Here is a 16,889-nt window from a genome sequence, read left to right as displayed (position 1 = left end):
GACCTACAAGGTTTCCGGCACCCTCTACGAGAAGGTCACCGACAAGGACGGCAAGGTCACGAAGAAGCAGCTCCTCGATGCCGACGGCAACCCCGTCACCGCCGAGACCGAGTTCGTTCCCGAGGACACCTACGGCACCGTCGATGTAACCTTCACTTTCGATGGGTCGCTTCTGAAGGACAACACACCGGTGGTCGCTTTCGAGTCCCTGTCCTACAAGGACAAGGAGATTGCTTCCCATAGCGATATCGAGGATGAAGACCAGACGGTCACCATGCACACCTCCGAGATTGGTACCACAGCCACGGACAAGCTCGATGGTGACAAGACCGTCATCGCCGATGCCGAGTCCACCGTCACCGACAAGGTGGAGTACGACCATGTGCTCACCGGCAAGGCTTACACCATGGCCGGTATCCTGATGGATGCAAAGACCGGTCTTCCCGTACTGACCGGCGAAGGCGCGAAGAAGTATACCGAGGATGACCTCATCAAGTTCACCTCCGGCCTGATGAACGTGCTTGGCTTCCAGTCGAACACCTACTCCATCAAGGTTAAGGACAAGGACTGGGGCAACGGTGCCGCCATCGTGAAGAACGCGGACGGTTCCTACACCTATGATGCTTCCGAGCGCACCGAGAACGAGGACGGCACTTGGACTGTCAAGACCGACACCCAGACTCTCACCGAGCAGGAAGACGGCACTTGGAAGCTCACCGGTCTGGAGGGTAGCGGCAGCGCCACCGCAGACGGCGGCACAAGCTTCGTCCGTAATATCGAGGAGACCTACAAGGCCGATGAGGTCGAGGTCACTGATAACGGTATCGACTGGTCGAACGCAAAGAAGCTCCCGACCGCTTCCATTGACCTCGCCAAGGTCAAGGCATATGCCGAGGAGAACAAAGACCTCCTCTCCTGCCTTGTCTACAAGACGGCGGAGTTCACCCCTGAGAAGGAGTCCGGTTCCATCGACATGGACTACACCTTCAACTCCAACGACGTTATCGACCGCCTGTCCGGCGAGACCAAGAACCTCGTGGTCTTTGAGGTCATGTTCAAGGGCAGCATCGAGAACGCTTCCGATGAGACTCCCGTTTCCATCGTCGCGAGCGAATGCGATAAGGACAACGAGGGACAGACGGTAAAACTCGCCCCGAGTACCATCGGTACCACTGCGACTGACAAGTCCGACGGTGACCATGAACTGATGGCTGGCAAGGATGCCGTCATCACTGACGAGGTGAAGTACGAGGGTCTTATTCCCGGCAAGGAGTACACGCTCCATGCCACGCTCATGGATAAGAAGACCGGCGAACCTTTGAAGGTTGCCGACAAGGGCGTGACCGCCGAACTCAAGTTCACGCCGAACAGTGAGAGCGGCACGGTCTCCATCAACCTCGGCGAGTTCGATGCAACCTCCCTCGACGGTCATACACTGGTTGTCTTCGAGGAGCTGACCAAACAGAGCGATATCGACGGCAAGACCACGGACGTTACCGTGGCGGAGCATAAGGATATCAACGACGAGGGACAGTCCGTGACCGTCACCTCGACCCCGGCAGGCTCCACCTACGGAAAGACCGGCGTTGACATGACGAACATCGCCATCGCCATCGGCATCCTCCTGATTGCCGCAGGCTGCGCGACCGCTTACGGCATCAAGAGCCGCAAGACCACCAAGGGCGATGCGGACGAGAGCGCAGAGGATAACACCGAAGCCTAGTGCCCGTAACGCCTGAAACCGGCAGGGTGCCAGCTCTTCGGCACCCTGCCTTCCTTTTAATTTGAAAGGGGGATACACCCATGAAGGACGATAAAGAGAACGATATCGAGATGAACGACGGAGATTCCACCGAATCACCTGCGGATGGGAACAACATGCACGCGAACCCGGAAAGCGAGAAGAAGCCGCATAACCGGAAGGTCATTGCCGCCATCTGCGGCCTTGCCCTCGTCGCGCTCATCGGCGGCGGTGCCTATTATGGCATCGGCCACCAAACCGATGCAGATTCCAAGGCCGAATCCGTGCAGGCGAATGATTCCAAGGAAAGCGGTTCCGACGCGTCTGCGAAGGACGGCTCTAAGAGCAAAGAGAAGTCTCACACCCACGACTGGTCTATCACCTACAAGACCGTCCACCATGACGCTGTGACGCACACGGAGCACGTGGCACCCGTCTACCAGAACCTGACCACCTACCATACCGTTTGCAATGAGTGCAAGCAGGTCATCGACGGCAAGGCCGATGAGCATATCAAGCAAACCGGTCACTCCGGCTACTCCACCAACGTCCCCATCACCGATGAGGTCATGGTGAGCGAGGGCTATGACAAGCAGGTCACCGACACCCCGGCTTACGATGAGACGGTCATCGACAAGCTGGTCTGCACCACCTGCGGAGCGACGAAGGATGCACCGCAGGCCACATCGGATGCCAGCAAGTAATTCAGATGGCCAGATTGGGAAATCATAACCGGAAATCCCGTGCGGCCTTTGCGGCAGCGGCGGTCTTCCTGGCCGTCGCTGCCATCCTTTTCGGCGTGCTGCTTCATTTCTACCGGAATGCAAGTCCCTCACCGTCACCGAACAGCACGCAAACGGAAAGTGCCACGGGAAACACAGGCGGTCGGGAACCCGAGTTTCCCACCGTCGATTGGGACTACTGGAAGAGCGTAAATAGTGACGTTATCGGGTGGATTACCGTCCCGCAAACGGATATCAACCATCCCATCCTGCAAGCCCACGCATCCGACCCGGATTACTACCTGCATCACGATATCTACCGAAACTACAATCCCTTGGGTGCGCTCTATCTCGACGCAGAATGCGAGAAAGAGGGCTTTCAAAGTCCGAATGCCGTCATCCTTGGACACAGCCTGACCCTCGGGAACGCGGTCACCTGCTTCGGCAACATCCAACGGTATAGCGATAAATCCTTCGCTTCGGAGCGTCGGACGGTACTTATCCAGACCCCCGATAAAAAGATGCGCTACACCGTGCGCTTCGCGAATATCGTGAAGGGATGGGAGCCGACCAAACGGACGGTCTTTGCCGGTGATTCGGATTTTCGGAACTGGTACGATTCTTCGCGAGAATCTGCCGCCATGGTACTCGATACCGATTCCGAACCGAATCAGGTCATCTCCCTCGTCTCCTGCTCCTATAACTTCTGGAAGCAGAATGAGCGGACGGTCGTGACCACCAGTATCGACCAAAAACAGGCGCAAACGGAAACTGTTTCGACCGAATCCCGTCAGACTGGCTCTGATGCCGAATAAGGGCAGGTTTCAATCCGTTCGCACCTACGCTACAAACGTACCGTCAAGACCCCGCAGATGCGATTCTGTGGGGTCGTTTTCTTAGAACATGTCGGAAAAGCGGCAGCTATCGTATAATTTCAATGAGCTTTCCCGGAAAGGAGACCATGATGAAATCTAAGCAGAAGCAGACTCCTACGGAGATTATTGATAACCAGCGTCAGGCGGTCGTTGAGAAAATCATCGAGGACATGAAGCGCGACGGGCTTCGTTGGGCAGAACCGTACCTGCCCTCCCTAACACCGCACAACCCCGTCTCCGGCACCGTGTATCAGGGCGGAAACCGTGTGCATCTTGGCTTCATCGGGTTCATGCGCGGCTATACGGACAACCGGTGGGCTACCTTCAACCAGATAAAGGATGCCGGTTGGCACGTGAAAAAGGGTGCCAAGTCCGCGCTCATCGAGAAATGGAAGCAGTTCGCCTTCTACAAGGAAAACGAGGATACCGGTGAGAAGGAGCTTGCCGGACGCTACCCGAAGCTCGTGGGCTACTGGAATGTCTTCAATGCGGAGGATATCGAGGGCATCCCGCCGGAGAACGCTCCCGTCCACCAGAATGACCGGACAGCTATCATCGCCCAAAACCTTGAGAAATCTTCGCGCTGCCCAGTCATCGAGAACAACCGCTCGCGCTGCGCCGCCTACTTTCCGGTCACAGACCGCATTCGCATCGCCCCGCGAGAGACCTTCCGCTCGGACGAAGCGTTCACCCGCGTCCTACTGCATGAGATGACCCATTCCACCGGCCATGCATCCGCTCTCGGTCGCAATTTGGATACCGATTTCGGCTCTCCGGCATATGCTGAGGAGGAGCTTGTCGCAGAACTCGGGAGCCTTTTCCTTTCGGCAGACCTCGGCATACAGGGATGCGATATGGAGGGGGAGTTCTACGAGAACCACGTCGCCTACCTGCAATCTTGGATGAATGCGCTCGAAAACGACCCTTCCTATCTCTTCAAAGCCGCATCGAAAGCCGACCATGCGGACACCTTCATCATGGAGCGCTACGAGGAGGAACTGGGAAAGAACATTGAGATTGACGCACCGGAACTGGAAGAGGAGGTATCGCTCGCCGGGGAGAGTCATGACATGGCAAGCGCATCCGAACACCAGCCGGAAAGCGAGATGCCAGAAAACGTTCTCTCCACCGTTCTGTAACATGCGTTTGCCAAAAAAGAACGTGTGTTCAATTTCTATATTGCCGTAATACCGGCATTATAGTATAATGGTAACATATGATAACAGCCATCTGGCAGAAAGGACGATAGGTATGGCAGAAATGGAAAAGAGACCTTGGCGCTTCACCATCGAGTTCGATGATGAGAAGGCAAAAAGGAACGGCTACAACGTAGATGACCTCTACGATTGCGTGGGAAAGTATGCGGAGCAGATGGGCAACGTGCGCATCGGTCTTGGTACTTGGCAGGCAAAGAACCGCAAGGTGCAGTTCGGGGCGCAGTGCCCTGTTTGCGCGACTCTATCCAAACAGCCTTGGGTGATGCAGAACATTAAGTCATGGCGCACCTATGAGGATATGAATGAACCGGAGGGTGAAGACTACCTACAGGTAATCCGGGATATCAGTCCGGAACGTATTTACGACTAACCGCATTTACACTTAGGATTCCAAATGGAACTTGATAGGAAAGCATTTCACTTCGACCTAGACAACGAGTCTGTTGAACGATTCTATACTGGTAAAAAGAATCCATGGTCAGACATTCAAGACTTTCTGGAATCCCATTGCTTTGAAAAGCCACAATATTCTGGATATGAATCGGCTGAAAATATCGTCATGTCCTATCAACGTGCTTATGGCACCATAGATGAGATGATGAATGAGTTTCCTTGGTTCCAAAAATGCTTGAAAGCGGCCACCTTCACGGAAATCGGTGAAAGCTACGATGTGAAGGAGTTTCTTGAAAGCGGAATGCAGTTATCCCCTTCCTCTCGCCCTGACACCCGTAAGGAGCTTCACTTTGATTTGGGAACGGCTGCGCTCAGCGAAAATTACAGCTCCATTAGGCCGAACGCTTGGCGCGGCGCTTGGACGCTTATCCGAATCTTCATGGAACGCAACGGATTCATCCATACCCAGTATTCCGGATACGAGTCTCTAGCGATGATGCCGATTGACAAGGCGATGGCCGTCATGGAGAAATTGCAACAGCGATACCCTTGGTTCAAGGATTCCCTTCTCGCCGCGTCGCTCACCGAGGTCGGCGAGCGCCACGATGCTCTCTCCTATATCAAGGGTTCCAGTGGTATCATCGTTCCGGTTCCCGCCCATTCGTTTGAGCGTGAGGAGCCGGATTTCTTCGGTTCCGAAATCGGTGATATGAAAGGTGCAACCACAGAACTATCGAAACAGAACGGGTTGGAACCACCGAAAAACCTGAATAACGAGCATTAGAAAAAAGCCCCGGCCATTTGGTCGGGGCTTTTCATCTATATGGACTCTCTAACTGTTAGTCTTGTCATCCTGCACGATACGGTCTAGGCTCTTTCCAGCCGATAGCCGCTAGACCTCCATGGCCGGTACATTCTTCAAGCGCGACGGTCTTTTTGCTCACATGAGTCTGATACCTTACATCATCCGCCGGTTCCGTTCCAGCATAAGAGCATACTTCGCTCTCATGGAAATAGACATAGCTGCGATAGGCAAGCGAACTCGGATGCATCCGATGACCCTGCTCTCCGGGTTTTGGTTCATATCCCCACTCGCGCCATTGCTTACGCGTCTTGAATCGTGCGCCAAGCTCAGGCGGAAGGTGATTCTTTACTGGTAGCCCGGTCTCTTCATTGCAGTAATCGTGAGGTATATCCGTAAACATGAAATCCCCTATTTCCGAGCACCGCAGGAACAAGTGTAGTATGCCGCAGAATCTGTAATCGTAACCGTTTCCTCCCATGCCGCAGAATCTGTAATCGTAACCGTTTCCTCCCATGCCGCAGAATCTGTTACGGTATTGTATACCGTATGATATGCGCCACATGCTTTATTGCCTGCCATAAGTGCATTATACGCATGAGCTTGTTCATTGCCCGTGATATCTGCTCCGCAGCCGTTGCAAATTGAGCGCTCTTCCGTATGGGTCACTGCGGGATGGTACACTTTCTCCGTATGGGTCACTGCGGGATGGTACACCTTCTCCGTATGGGTCACCGCAGGATGGTAGATATCATACTTATGAACATGCGCCGGGGTGTCATCCTTTTTCGATGAACTGCCTGAATTGGTGTTTGAGCCGGAGTTGCTGCTGTTGCCGCCACTCGGCTTGCTATCGGATTTTCCTTCGTCTTTCTTGGAAGATGAATTGCTCTTGTTTCCAGAATTATCGGAGCTGCCTGCGGCCTTCCCATTATCTTTCTTGCCATCGGAGGTCTCCGGTGTCTTCGCATCGGACTTGTCCTCCTTGGCGGTCTCCTCGGCCTTCTCGGTCTCCTTCTCGACGGCATCCGTATCGGCATTCGGGTTCTTCTTGATGTTGTCCTCGAACTTCTTCACGACCTCGGCACCCTTGTCCCCGGTCAGAGTAGAATCGCCCTTCTTCACGGCTTCCGCAACATCCTTGGCAATGGCTGTCAGGTCATCCTTCGTCACTTTGTCCGCATCCACCTTATCGAAAGTCACGCCCGTGGCGGCTGTCTTCTTATCGGCCTTCCCGGCGGTAACCTTCTTCGATGACACCTTATAGATGGAACCGTCGGCGTTCACCGGTGAAATGAATGTGACGGTATAGGTACCGGACTTGCCGACCCTCACGGTCACCTGCTTGTTCGCAGCGATGGCGGTGTAGAAGTCTACTTCCCCGTCCGCATCCTCTATATGGGCGATAATGGGCGTGGAAGTGTCCGCATCCCAGCCGTCAGCCTTCACCTCAAGGGTAAGTACCATGTCCTGCTTCTCATCGTCCTTCGACTGGGACACCGCAGGGACATTCGCTTTGCCCGTCCACCCGGCATGTGTGATGGCATACCCACCGCCGCCGATGAGAAGCGCCGCACAGAGGATTCCCGCACCAGCCACGCAGACCTGCTTACGGGTGAACTCGCGCCCGAAGAACATAATCGGCTTCTTAGCGTTCTCCTCCTTCGTCGAATCCACGACCTTAGGGATTTCGGCGGTCTTGTCCGCCGGGACACCCTCAGTCTCGATGCTGTTGTCGTTAAACATATTGCTGTCATTCTTCATTTCTGTCAGTCCTTTCTGTCTCATAAGAAGTTTTCTTGCTCTCTATCTATCCATATTACCGGTAGGTCTCTACACCAACATACCCCATAGGACATGCACGAGGATGATGAGAACAAGGACAACCGCCATCCATTTGCTGTAGTAGAACAGCCTATCGGGCAGCGTCACCATCGAAAGGCGCTCGATGCGCTTCTTAGACTCCTCTACCATCGAATCAATGACCTTCCTGCTCCTTGCGGTCACCTCTTCGACGTTCTTTATGGTCATCTCCCCAGCTTTCTGCTGGGCATTGGCAACTCCCATGAGTGCCATCTGATTCGCCTGATGCTGCGCGTCCGCCGCGCCGTTCCTCAGCTCCTCGACCTTTTCGAGCACATCCTTCATCTCCGAAACCATCCCGCGCATCTCCCTTGCGATGCGTTCGTTACTCCGGCGCTGCTCGGCGATAAGGTCTTCCAGCTTCTTCACGGTTCCGATGAGGTCGGTCTCGTCGTTCTCGTCCTCAAGCCTTCGTCCGGCGTTTCTGGCATCCCTCGCTTCCTCGGAGAGCTTAAGCTGCTGGCCGATACCGGCCATATGCCCGTCCGACTGCTCAAGTTCCCTCTTCACTTCGCTAAAATGCTTTGCCATGTAATCTTCGCTCCTTTCCATCCGTCAGTCCTCCAAACCCTTGCCCCTCTTCTCGCGCACGCGGATAGCGATGGGCGTGTCGAGCAGATAGGAGAGGTTGTGTACCGCATCCGCGACCGGCACGGCATCCGCCATGCTCCCGCACATGTGTATCGCCTTCCAATCCTTCTCGCCCTTCACCGCCACCTCGACAAGAAAACGTTCCTTTTCCATCTCTCTCCTCGACCTTGCCGGTCTTTTCTATCGGATAGGGACAGCCTATCGCATCAGGTGTCCCTTTGTCTGGACACCTCTAGGGTTCACGCAGGTTCACCCCGCAGTTCGGGCAGAACTTCGGGACATATTCGGAAAACTCCTCGAACAGCGGCTCCTCGCTCTCCTCAGAATCCGTCATATCCTCCTCGACGCGCCCAGCCCATCCGCAGTCGGAGCACCAGATGCCGTCCACGGGGTTTACATTTGCGGCTTTCGAGTGAGCGCTCCCAATGGTGATGAAAATCCTACTCATCGTTCTCAGCCCTCTCAGCCCTCTCCCCATTGCTCTTCTCACGCACTCCGGCTTCCTTCCGCATCGCGGCAATTAGCTCCTCGGGCGTGATTCCGAGACCGTCCGCAATGGCGAAAAAGGATGCAAGGCTAGGCAGACGTGTCGGCTTTCCCCCGCTTCCGGCCATCCCAGCGAACCAAGCGGATTTGCTGATTCCGCTTTTCTTGATGGCGTTGTCGAGCGTCATCCCCTTCTCGTACACGATACGGCGCACCGCAACCGCGAAACACCCGAGTTCCGGGAAACGCTCAACGGCTTTCTCCGCCTGTGGCTTACCCGCCATGGTATCTCCTTTCTTACGGCTAGCTTGATTACTGGTAATATATCATACCACCAAACCAGATAAATCTTCAAGCCGATACTCCATATATCCCGCACAAATAGGACAACAAACCAGCTTGAAAGCAACCCAGCAATATAGTAAGATAGACTCGTAAACCTATATCTGTTTACATGGAACGGTCGGTAATTCGTCCGTCATGCAAACTAACAGACTTATTAGAATTGACATTAGAAAGAAGGTCATAACATGCGAACTTACCAACACCCGATATACCAAGACAACACCATGGCAATTCGCGCCGAATATGATGAGGAAAAACGAGTCTTCGATTTGATGAAGAAGTTCCTCTATATCGTCGGGACGATAACGGCGATAGTTGTTTTCCTTTTGCTTCTCGTTAATTCCCCTGCCCTGATAACTCAGACAGGTGCAATTGGAATCATTGCACTCGTTCCCGTCATGCTGGCTGCAACAGCCTTTACCGGGTTTTACGTCGGCACGGTACCGGCTGGTTACATCGCTGCATGGCGTGCAATCAAGCGCTCAAAGCTGTTCGTGTGGGGTAACGCTCTCGGACTGCTCCTCATAGCGACACTTCTTCTTTCCATCCCGGCTGCATTCGCGCCCATTGCCTTCCTTCTCCAGTGGTTGAAGGTGTCGAATCTCAAGCGTCAGCTTGACGCGAACGCATAGTGAGGTAAACTGAACGCGTTTTCTTCCTTCGTGGAGAAACTTTCTTGCTTTAGCCCGCTGCTCCCTGATGTGCGACATTAGGGGAACGGCGGGCGCTTTTATGCCGATTCTCACACATCCGTATAGCGGCGCAAGCGGAATATCCCGCCCGCGCCGCTTTTTAATTAACGCTCGCCGTTCTCCTTGTTCGGTTCCGGGCGTTCCTGCGTAGGTGCCTGTTGCGCCCGCTGGGAACCGCCGCTCCCGGCGTTTCCGCCGTTCTTCTTCCCTTTCGGCATGACCGTCGAGGATACTTCCGCCCTGAGTTCGTCGGCTCCGCGCCAACAGGCGAGAATCAGGCGCTTGACTTCCGAATCGTCCGCGATATCCGAATCGGGACGCGGGAGTTTCAGCTTGGGGATATCCACGATTTCCATGCCCTCCATACCGCGTATCTCCTTGCGGTACTTCCGGTAGATGCTTCGGATTTGCGCAAGGTACTTCTCCTTCGTTTCCGTTCCCATCGCCTTTTGCCGCTCGATATTCCTCTTCTCCGCAACGGCTGCGCTTCCTTCCGCATGGATGGATTTCGCCACATTCGCCGTGAACGCAGCTTCCAGTCCCTTCGTTCCGAGGTCTGCATCGAGCTTCGCCACGGAGAAGGCATAGCGGTTGTTGTCCGTGTCGGTAACGTACATGCGCCCCCTCTTGAACTCCGTGTCAACGCCCCATGATTCCAAAAGCTCGCGGTAATCATAGATGTTCTCCGCTTCCCCGGCAGCGATACGGCACAGCTCTCGCAAGTTCGTCTTATAGGAGTCGATGCCGCGTGCCGCAAGTTCCTTCTCGATACGGGACGGTTGCTTCTTATGGACGGAGGAATTGCGCTCGCCCTCCACGACCTGCTTCAATCCCCACTCGTGGTCGAGGTCGCGGATGCGACTGGCGCGTTTCACCTTGGCGCTTTTCCCGCGCCCCTCATCGAGCCGCTTGCCCGTGGAGAGGTCGGTACGGTTGATGACGATATGTACGGCATAGCGATGGGTCTTGTCCGCCTTGCAGTATTCGTTGTGAAGCGCCATCACTATCTGCTGGTTCGGGTAATGCTTTCCCACGTACTCCTTGGCATACCTCATGCACTCTTCCGGTGAGAGCCGCCCGCCGTTTAAATCGCACTCGTCGGGATTGAACCCGAGAATCTGGTGAAACAGAATCGTGTTCTTCGCTTCCTTAAGCTCCCCAGTCTTCTTGTCCCGGACTCTCCTTGCCGCTTTGTTGTGCCCATAGGCTTCCCGCGTCATCCACATGTGGTGCGCCCAGCGCTTCGGGTTCGTACAGCCGTCCATGTTCAGGCTGTCGCGTAGAATCACCTTTCGGTCATCGTTGATATAACCGCGCAGGTTCTTCATGTGACCGGAACTCTGCACACCGGTCTGCTTGATGATGGTAATTTCTTTCTCCTCCCTTCTGTTCCGAAAAGTTATTTCGTTTCGTCCTGCCATGACTCAGCTATAAGAAAAAAATGCAATCCGTGGTACGGTTCGTTCTCTCTTATTGCGTTTCCAAGTTTGCGGGCATTAAGGTGAAGCTTCGCGGCAGCATCACCAATACTTGCGAAACGTTCCTCGCACTCCAAACATACGACTGGCTTATCTTTTAAAAAGGAATCATCTGACCTTGATTCATCCTCCGGTTCGTCTGCCTGATATTTCCTTTTCCAGTCTTTATATTCCTCAAGCATGATTTCGCCAGACGTGTATTTTCCATATTGTTCCGCCCATTCGACCATAGCATTCTGCACTTCACCCATACCAAACCGAATGGCTCCATCCATATCCGGGTAAAGATGAAATCTGTTTTCTAGGCTGAATAGCATATGGACAAATTCATTCGCATTCATAATGCCGAGACAGAGTAGATATTCGGGCGAAGTACCAAGCGTTTCACAAATCGAGTCGAGCGTTTCGTACTTTGGAAATCTCCTTCCCTGCTCATAAGCTCTGATTGAGTATTTAGATATTCCGAGTTCAGCCGCAAATTGTTCCCGCGTCATGCCACACATCATTCGCGCATTTCTCAGTGCATTACCAAAGAATCTTGCAAAAGGCGATTCATTCCTTGTAGTGCCACAACTATCCTTCTTTTGGCGAGTTGTTTTCACGCCATCGCAATCATTCATCCCTCTCGACCTTCCTTCCTGTTGTCGAATCTCTCTCCACCGACATTATATGCATACCCGATAGCAGGTCTTGCTTCGATACAACTCGATTCCCCGTGACCTCCGGCTCCGTCCCATGTTCGCGACGGTAACCGTTTGCGAAAAATCGGAATACCGCTTCCGTCGTTTTCACCGGGGCGTGCCTGACGAACGGGTTGTACTCGTCATCGACGAAATAAAAGTCACCATCCCGCTTTGCGATGTGTGCCGGGCGCTTGCAGACCGGGCAGCGAGATTTCAGGTCGCGGTAATGGAGCCACCCCGAATCAGTCATCGGCATACTCCCAGTGGTAGCCACCAGCCATACCGGATACAGCTGAACCGATACAGTTCGGCGAGGTCTTTGTTCTCTCTGCCGCATCCTTTATGCTTTCATAAACAACTCCGGTTTCCGTGCAACGAATCTTTCTTCTACGTCTAGGTTTGAAGAACGAATCAACCGGCTTCGGTTCGTCACCGTAATAGAAATGAAAGCCATGCACGGCACTTCCACGTTTCATCGCATGTAATACATTCGATTTGCTTACGCCGAACATCCTTGAAGCGAGAGTTATACTCTCAAAGCGTTCGCCCGTCTCAAGACAGATGACGGGGCGCGGTTTGTTGTTTTGCTTTTTCTTTCGATTCCTTATCTTTTGACGGCGTTCATCCGGCAGCATCTCACCAGCATAGTAATAGTAAAGACCTTTAATTGGCTTTCCTTCTCTTATCTGGTGAGATATGAAACCATTTGATAAACCGATAGCGTTGGCTGCATCCTCCTGTTCTCCAGTCTCAATGCAAACAATCGTTTTTCTTTTTCCCATCCTGTTCGTCCCCTATCTCATGGAACCATCTTTCCTGTCTTCGTATTCCTCTCTTGTGATTTTCCCCTTCTCCAAGAACTCCTTCCAATCACGCCATGTGCAAACACATGACTGGATTGCTTCGTCGGTAAACCGAATGCTTCCATCCGCGCACGGTTCGATACCGAACCTGTCCTCTAAGAGGAAGAGTGCGTGTACGAGTTCGTCATAGCGCTCGATGCCGTAAGTGTCGAAACATGCGGGTGCCACATCGAGTGTTTCCGCTATCCGTTCGAGCGTATTCTGCTTCGGACTACGCTCACCGAGTTCATAGCTGCGCAAGGCCGATTCACTGATTCCTTCGATAGCATTCGCCAGTTCTCGTTGCGTCATGTTCCGACGCATCCGTATCTTTCGGATGCTCTTTCCCAAAAGCCGATTTTTACGATTGCATTCCGTCATTTTCGTACCCTCGCAAATCAGAGAATCAAAACCCGTTATCGCATTTCAAAGAGAATGAAAATGGCGTAACCGGATGTAGCGATTGCGACCAACGCAATGAGAACTCGATAAAGGTAATCCCAGTTTCTTTCTCCAAACTTCCTTTTCCATTCTTTCGCTTCTGCTACGGATTTGCAGAATAGACTTACGCTAATAACAAGCGCTAATAATCCCGTCGTGATGTAAAGCGAAAACATTGCGTGGTAAGTCATTCCCATATCTCCTGTCATTCGTTATCGAGGTTGTTAAAATCCTCGATTTGCAGATGGACATTGTTCCTGCCGGCTTCCCTTCGGAGCGCCGCGAGCGCTTCCATGATTTCAGAAAATGTCGAGACCTCTTTCTCCAAAACACGTTTCGCTTCATCCGGGTCGAACACTTTCACGCCGTAGGTGTTCAGGAACTTCATGAACTGGTTTAGGTTCGTTCCCTGCTTCGCGAGTTCGTGCGCTGCCTTTTTCAAAGGCTCGGTGTCGATGACCTTGATTGAAACATCGTCGGAAGTCAAAACCGCTCGGGCATACTCGCCCATTTTCATTCCTGCTCTTTTCGCGTTTCTGCGAATGGACTCTCTCTCTTTCTCGGTTGCGTAAAACTTTATTTGAACCTCACGATTACGCATCTCGCAATTCTCTCCTTTCCATTATTCGTAAAACACTTATGGCAAATTGCGCCGCCGCCATTTGTAAGTGACACGAAATCGGATAGTCGCTCTGCTGACTACAGAAAACCGGGAATCCTAAATTACCGGTTTTCTCAAGCGAAAGCGCTCTCCCGTCAAGGCTCCGAAAGCCGCTCGGGAGCAAGATGGAAGAGGGTTGAAAAGTCCATGTTAGTGGACTTTGAGTACCCACTTCCCAAATCTTGCAACTCGAAGAGCGGCCTTGGCCGGTGAGCACTGATATTCTATCAGTGCGAGAGCAGAAAAGGCATGGAAAAGGGGGTGCCGCCGCACCCTTTCCCATGCCTTTTCTGCGGGGTTTCCGGCTCGCCCGGAAACCAAGAACCCGAGGTGTCGCCACCTCGGGTTCCCATCAACTGCGAAGACAAAATCAATTCCATCGAAGACCCGGCCTGAGCCTTCTGAACATTCTTGCGTAACAACCGCTACTTGGAAGCAATCGCCTTGGCAAGATATGCCGGACACCAAGCGTTATTTCCCATTATTTATTTTCCCTTTCTGCGATTTACTTTTCTTCCAGAGATTTCTCAGCCATGGGTAGATGGATTGCATGATGATAGCTTGGCATTTTCTCTCCTGCGCTTCCGAACAGAATCCTCCGTTGAACATGTCAAGCAAGAATAGGTAGTCGTTATAACCATCATATCCGTTGTACTTTGTCGGTCGAAACGCATCTTGCTCGTACAGGAAGTACAGGAGCTTGCGCGAGTAACTTCCGCTATGCAGATGGACGTAATCCTCTTTTCCGATTCTCGCCGCTTCCTCCATCAGTTTGATGGCTTGCTGCCAACCGGCAAGTTCCTCGTCCATATCGCTTTGCTCGAACTTCTTGATACAACTCGACCCAATCGGAGAGAGTGTTTCCCCGGTTTCCGTATTCGCTATCGTATAGACATAGCGAAGCCCCTCCTTTCCGCAAACGCATGTTGCAGAATGGGTTTCGTCAACCTCACATCCGACTATCTCCCACTCGCGTCTGGCACCTTCCCAATCATCTGCAACCGAAAGCCCTATCACGGTGCCGATTAAATTATCGGTATAGAGATTTCCCATGATGCGCATCCCATTTCTCTCATTGCTTCAATATGAAAACGGGCACCTCGATTAGTGCCCGTTTTCACTATCCACGATTTCGTTGAAAATCAATTTGCTAATTCGGATTGCAAGCCGCCGTTGCAATATCAAAGACCGTGAATGCCATGACCGTTATAGTATTCGTACATGTCATACTTGTCGTGAAGCCAGAAATGCCTGCCCGTCCTTTTGCTCGTTCCGACGTGTGCGGGTTCCCCGCAAATGGGGCAGATTCCCTTTAGGTCGCGCCAATGCGTCCAGCGCGGATACATCACAAAGCCTTTGACTTCTGTGCTGTCATTTTCCAACCGTTTTTTTCCAAAGCGGTCAGCTCTTCGCGCTGCCGGATACCAAGTCCACTAACACGTCGGCCTAATGGAATCTTGACCAACCTCCTGATGGCTTCCGCCTTGCTCGCACCAATGCCGGGAACGCATTTCAAAAGCGACACGACCTCTATACGTTTCGCGTCCTCCTCATTCAAGGCATCAGTAAATGCTAGTTCACCAGACTTCATACGTGCCTTGAGAACGGCACGGCGCTTTCGAGCCTTCATGGCAAGCTCTAATGCGTGCGCACGCTCCTTGTCGCTGAGATTCGGCAGATGGTTCTCTTTCTCGTTCATCGCTACTTCCTACTTCAACTCGTTATCCCAAACGTTATCGTCCGCCTGCGCCGCGTGTTTCCAACGGCCTGCATCCGCCCGACCGTTCCAATCGGCGATGAACTTCTCGATAGCATCAGCACATCCGCTGTCGAGTGCTTCCGCCCACCTCCTGTTATTTTCATCACACCAATTCTGAAATACCGCGAACTCGGTGACACCGTTCTCGACGATGTACCTTCGCATCGCCCGCATCTGCTCGAAAAACTTCGCGGTGGCGGGAACCATGGTGATTAGGTTCATCTTCCATACCCCTCTTCCGAAATGAATCCGGCTACCGGCTTCGCTTCTTCTCTAATAAAAGCGCCCGTCGATGTATTTCTCAATAACCGGCGAAAGTCCGCTATCGAGCGCTAGCGACCAGCAGTCGTTGTTCTCATCGCACCAGTCCTGAAAATCGGTGAAGTCTGTGATGCCATTCTCGCGTATGTGTTTCCGCATCGCACGCAGCATGTCGTGCTTCGATTTTTCCGATTCCGTTACCATCAAGCCCATCCCTTCATCACCATCCCCTTAACCAAGCTCCTCGGCAAGCAGTCGGACGATGAGCTTGGTCATGCTCTCCCCCGTCTCGACGCGGTGGAGTTGCGCTTCTTTGTGGAGCCAAGCCGGGATGAGGAGACTGATTTTCTTGAGTTCCACCTCGTCCGTCTCATGCTTGCCGGAACCTTCCTTCTGGATATCCGCCATCTCGCGCTTGGACTTCTGCGCGCTCGCCATGAACGCGTTCGCTGTGGTCTTGTTAGCCATTGTTTTTCTCCTCTTCGTTCAGAACCGAATCTGCAAGCAGCTCAATCGGGGCGACCACATGGCTCTTCGGGTCGTACTCCGCCACGGACACACCGGCTGCTGCGGCACGCGAGAGGGCAACGGCGCGGGGAATCTTCGCGATGATGGGAACCCCTTCACCCTCAAGGTACTCCACGAGCTGACGGTCGAGTGTGCCGTAGGCATAGAAGTTGTTGACGATGACATACGCTTTTGCGCCAGTGCCGGACTCACGCACGATATCGAGCGTTCTCAGCGTCGGCTCCATGTCGCGCGTGCTCGGAAGCATGGGCACGAGGATGAGATTCGCCGCGCGGCACCAATCGTTCACACCGCCCACGAGCACGCCCGCCGTATCGACAACCTGAAAATCGCACTCCTCCGCAAAATCCGGGTCATCGCAGACCTCATGGACGGAACCGCCCTGCGGGTCGGTGGTGACGAACGCCACGGTCTTGCCGCGACGCTCAAGCGCAAAGGAAAGCTCGTCCGCGATGGTGGTCTTGCCGACTCCGCCCTTCTGGTTGAGCATCAGAATCGTGTACATGTTA

Annotated in this window: 25 protein-coding genes; 7 read left to right on the top strand and 18 right to left on the bottom strand. The window is 53.2% G+C overall.

What is annotated here, in order from left to right; all coding sequences use genetic code 11:
* From NBH03_RS08835 to NBH03_RS08810, 6 genes are all read left to right on the top strand, one after another.
* Positions 1-1,723, top strand: a 1,723-nt coding sequence (locus tag NBH03_RS08835; protein WP_250799268.1) for a VaFE repeat-containing surface-anchored protein, incomplete at its 5' end; no start/stop codon positions are given.
* Positions 1,724-1,803: 80 nt separating this feature from the next.
* Positions 1,804-2,445 (top strand): hypothetical protein, encoded by a 642-nt coding sequence (locus NBH03_RS08830; RefSeq protein ID WP_250799264.1) that lies wholly within the window; start codon positions 1,804-1,806, stop codon positions 2,443-2,445.
* A 5-nt stretch (positions 2,446-2,450) separates the two neighbouring features.
* Positions 2,451-3,278, top strand: a complete 828-nt coding sequence (locus tag NBH03_RS08825) for a class B sortase (protein ID WP_250799258.1) — start codon at positions 2,451-2,453, stop codon at positions 3,276-3,278.
* A gap of 146 nt (positions 3,279-3,424) precedes the next feature.
* Positions 3,425-4,477: an ArdC family protein gene (locus NBH03_RS08820; RefSeq protein ID WP_250799254.1), complete on the top strand. Its 1,053-nt coding sequence runs from the start codon at positions 3,425-3,427 to the stop codon at positions 4,475-4,477.
* 67 nt (positions 4,478-4,544) lie between these two features.
* Positions 4,545-4,925, top strand: coding sequence for a hypothetical protein (locus NBH03_RS08815; RefSeq protein ID WP_195509435.1), 381 nt, complete (start codon positions 4,545-4,547; stop codon positions 4,923-4,925).
* Between the two features lie 24 nt (positions 4,926-4,949).
* Complete coding sequence (locus tag NBH03_RS08810; RefSeq protein ID WP_118199883.1) at positions 4,950-5,732, top strand: hypothetical protein; 783 nt, start codon at positions 4,950-4,952, stop codon at positions 5,730-5,732.
* Between the two features lie 64 nt (positions 5,733-5,796).
* Here NBH03_RS08810 and NBH03_RS08805 read toward each other — a convergent pair whose 3' ends face one another.
* The 6 genes from NBH03_RS08805 to NBH03_RS08780 form a co-directional block, all read right to left on the bottom strand.
* Positions 5,797-6,000 carry a hypothetical protein gene (locus tag NBH03_RS08805; RefSeq protein WP_118199882.1) on the bottom strand — a complete coding sequence of 68 codons (204 nt, stop codon included), beginning with the start codon at positions 5,998-6,000 and terminating at the stop codon, positions 5,797-5,799.
* A 161-nt stretch (positions 6,001-6,161) separates the two neighbouring features.
* Entirely contained in the window at positions 6,162-7,538 is a 1,377-nt protein-coding gene (locus NBH03_RS08800; protein WP_250799252.1) for a hypothetical protein, read from the bottom strand.
* A 45-nt stretch (positions 7,539-7,583) separates the two neighbouring features.
* Positions 7,584-8,165: a hypothetical protein gene (locus tag NBH03_RS08795; protein WP_250799247.1), complete on the bottom strand. Its 582-nt coding sequence runs from the start codon at positions 8,163-8,165 to the stop codon at positions 7,584-7,586.
* Positions 8,166-8,168: 3 nt separating this feature from the next.
* Positions 8,169-8,357: a hypothetical protein gene (locus NBH03_RS08790; protein WP_250799243.1), complete on the bottom strand. Its 189-nt coding sequence runs from the start codon at positions 8,355-8,357 to the stop codon at positions 8,169-8,171.
* Between the two features lie 79 nt (positions 8,358-8,436).
* Entirely contained in the window at positions 8,437-8,652 is a 216-nt protein-coding gene (locus NBH03_RS08785; RefSeq protein ID WP_117527847.1) for a hypothetical protein, read from the bottom strand.
* The gene (locus tag NBH03_RS08780) at positions 8,645-8,974 is read right to left on the bottom strand and encodes a hypothetical protein (RefSeq protein ID WP_250799241.1); all 330 of its coding nucleotides are present in this window, start codon (positions 8,972-8,974) and stop codon (positions 8,645-8,647) included. Before NBH03_RS08780 ends, NBH03_RS08785 begins: the two co-directional genes overlap by 8 nt.
* Positions 8,975-9,220: 246 nt before the next feature.
* Between NBH03_RS08780 and NBH03_RS08775 the strand changes: the two genes are divergently transcribed.
* Positions 9,221-9,667 carry a hypothetical protein gene (locus NBH03_RS08775; RefSeq protein ID WP_250799239.1) on the top strand — a complete coding sequence of 149 codons (447 nt, stop codon included), beginning with the start codon at positions 9,221-9,223 and terminating at the stop codon, positions 9,665-9,667.
* Between the two features lie 164 nt (positions 9,668-9,831).
* Here NBH03_RS08775 and NBH03_RS08770 read toward each other — a convergent pair whose 3' ends face one another.
* The 12 genes from NBH03_RS08770 to NBH03_RS08715 form a co-directional block, all read right to left on the bottom strand.
* Positions 9,832-11,148, bottom strand: coding sequence for a relaxase/mobilization nuclease domain-containing protein (locus tag NBH03_RS08770; protein ID WP_250799236.1), 1,317 nt, complete (start codon positions 11,146-11,148; stop codon positions 9,832-9,834).
* The gene (locus NBH03_RS08765; protein WP_250799230.1) at positions 11,127-11,825 is read right to left on the bottom strand and encodes a helix-turn-helix domain-containing protein; all 699 of its coding nucleotides are present in this window, start codon (positions 11,823-11,825) and stop codon (positions 11,127-11,129) included. Before NBH03_RS08765 ends, NBH03_RS08770 begins: the two co-directional genes overlap by 22 nt.
* A gap of 305 nt (positions 11,826-12,130) precedes the next feature.
* Complete coding sequence (locus tag NBH03_RS08760; RefSeq protein ID WP_250799228.1) at positions 12,131-12,670, bottom strand: hypothetical protein; 540 nt, start codon at positions 12,668-12,670, stop codon at positions 12,131-12,133.
* Between the two features lie 12 nt (positions 12,671-12,682).
* Positions 12,683-13,111: a helix-turn-helix domain-containing protein gene (locus NBH03_RS08755; RefSeq protein ID WP_284703445.1), complete on the bottom strand. Its 429-nt coding sequence runs from the start codon at positions 13,109-13,111 to the stop codon at positions 12,683-12,685.
* A 35-nt stretch (positions 13,112-13,146) separates the two neighbouring features.
* Positions 13,147-13,362 carry a hypothetical protein gene (locus NBH03_RS08750; protein WP_250799226.1) on the bottom strand — a complete coding sequence of 72 codons (216 nt, stop codon included), beginning with the start codon at positions 13,360-13,362 and terminating at the stop codon, positions 13,147-13,149.
* A 14-nt stretch (positions 13,363-13,376) separates the two neighbouring features.
* Positions 13,377-13,772, bottom strand: a complete 396-nt coding sequence (locus tag NBH03_RS08745; protein WP_250799222.1) for a plasmid mobilization protein — start codon at positions 13,770-13,772, stop codon at positions 13,377-13,379.
* A 531-nt stretch (positions 13,773-14,303) separates the two neighbouring features.
* Positions 14,304-14,885: a hypothetical protein gene (locus NBH03_RS08740; protein ID WP_250799219.1), complete on the bottom strand. Its 582-nt coding sequence runs from the start codon at positions 14,883-14,885 to the stop codon at positions 14,304-14,306.
* Positions 14,886-15,177: 292 nt separating this feature from the next.
* Positions 15,178-15,531, bottom strand: coding sequence for an integration host factor, actinobacterial type (mihF, locus tag NBH03_RS08735; protein WP_117774002.1), 354 nt, complete (start codon positions 15,529-15,531; stop codon positions 15,178-15,180).
* Between the two features lie 9 nt (positions 15,532-15,540).
* Positions 15,541-15,813: a hypothetical protein gene (locus tag NBH03_RS08730; RefSeq protein WP_195434967.1), complete on the bottom strand. Its 273-nt coding sequence runs from the start codon at positions 15,811-15,813 to the stop codon at positions 15,541-15,543.
* A 51-nt stretch (positions 15,814-15,864) separates the two neighbouring features.
* Positions 15,865-16,065, bottom strand: coding sequence for a hypothetical protein (locus NBH03_RS08725; protein ID WP_195368086.1), 201 nt, complete (start codon positions 16,063-16,065; stop codon positions 15,865-15,867).
* A gap of 18 nt (positions 16,066-16,083) precedes the next feature.
* Positions 16,084-16,320: a hypothetical protein gene (locus NBH03_RS08720; RefSeq protein WP_055158124.1), complete on the bottom strand. Its 237-nt coding sequence runs from the start codon at positions 16,318-16,320 to the stop codon at positions 16,084-16,086.
* Complete coding sequence (locus tag NBH03_RS08715) at positions 16,313-16,885, bottom strand: nucleotide-binding protein (protein ID WP_250799217.1); 573 nt, start codon at positions 16,883-16,885, stop codon at positions 16,313-16,315. Before NBH03_RS08715 ends, NBH03_RS08720 begins: the two co-directional genes overlap by 8 nt.
* Between the last annotated feature and the right edge of the window lie 4 nt (positions 16,886-16,889).

The organism is Coprococcus intestinalis, from assembly GCF_023656595.1.
Classification (GTDB): Bacteria; Bacillota; Clostridia; order Lachnospirales; family Lachnospiraceae; genus Coprococcus_A; species Coprococcus_A intestinihominis.
Note: the sequence above shows the minus strand (reverse complement) of the source record. Positions and strands in the feature narration are given on the sequence as shown.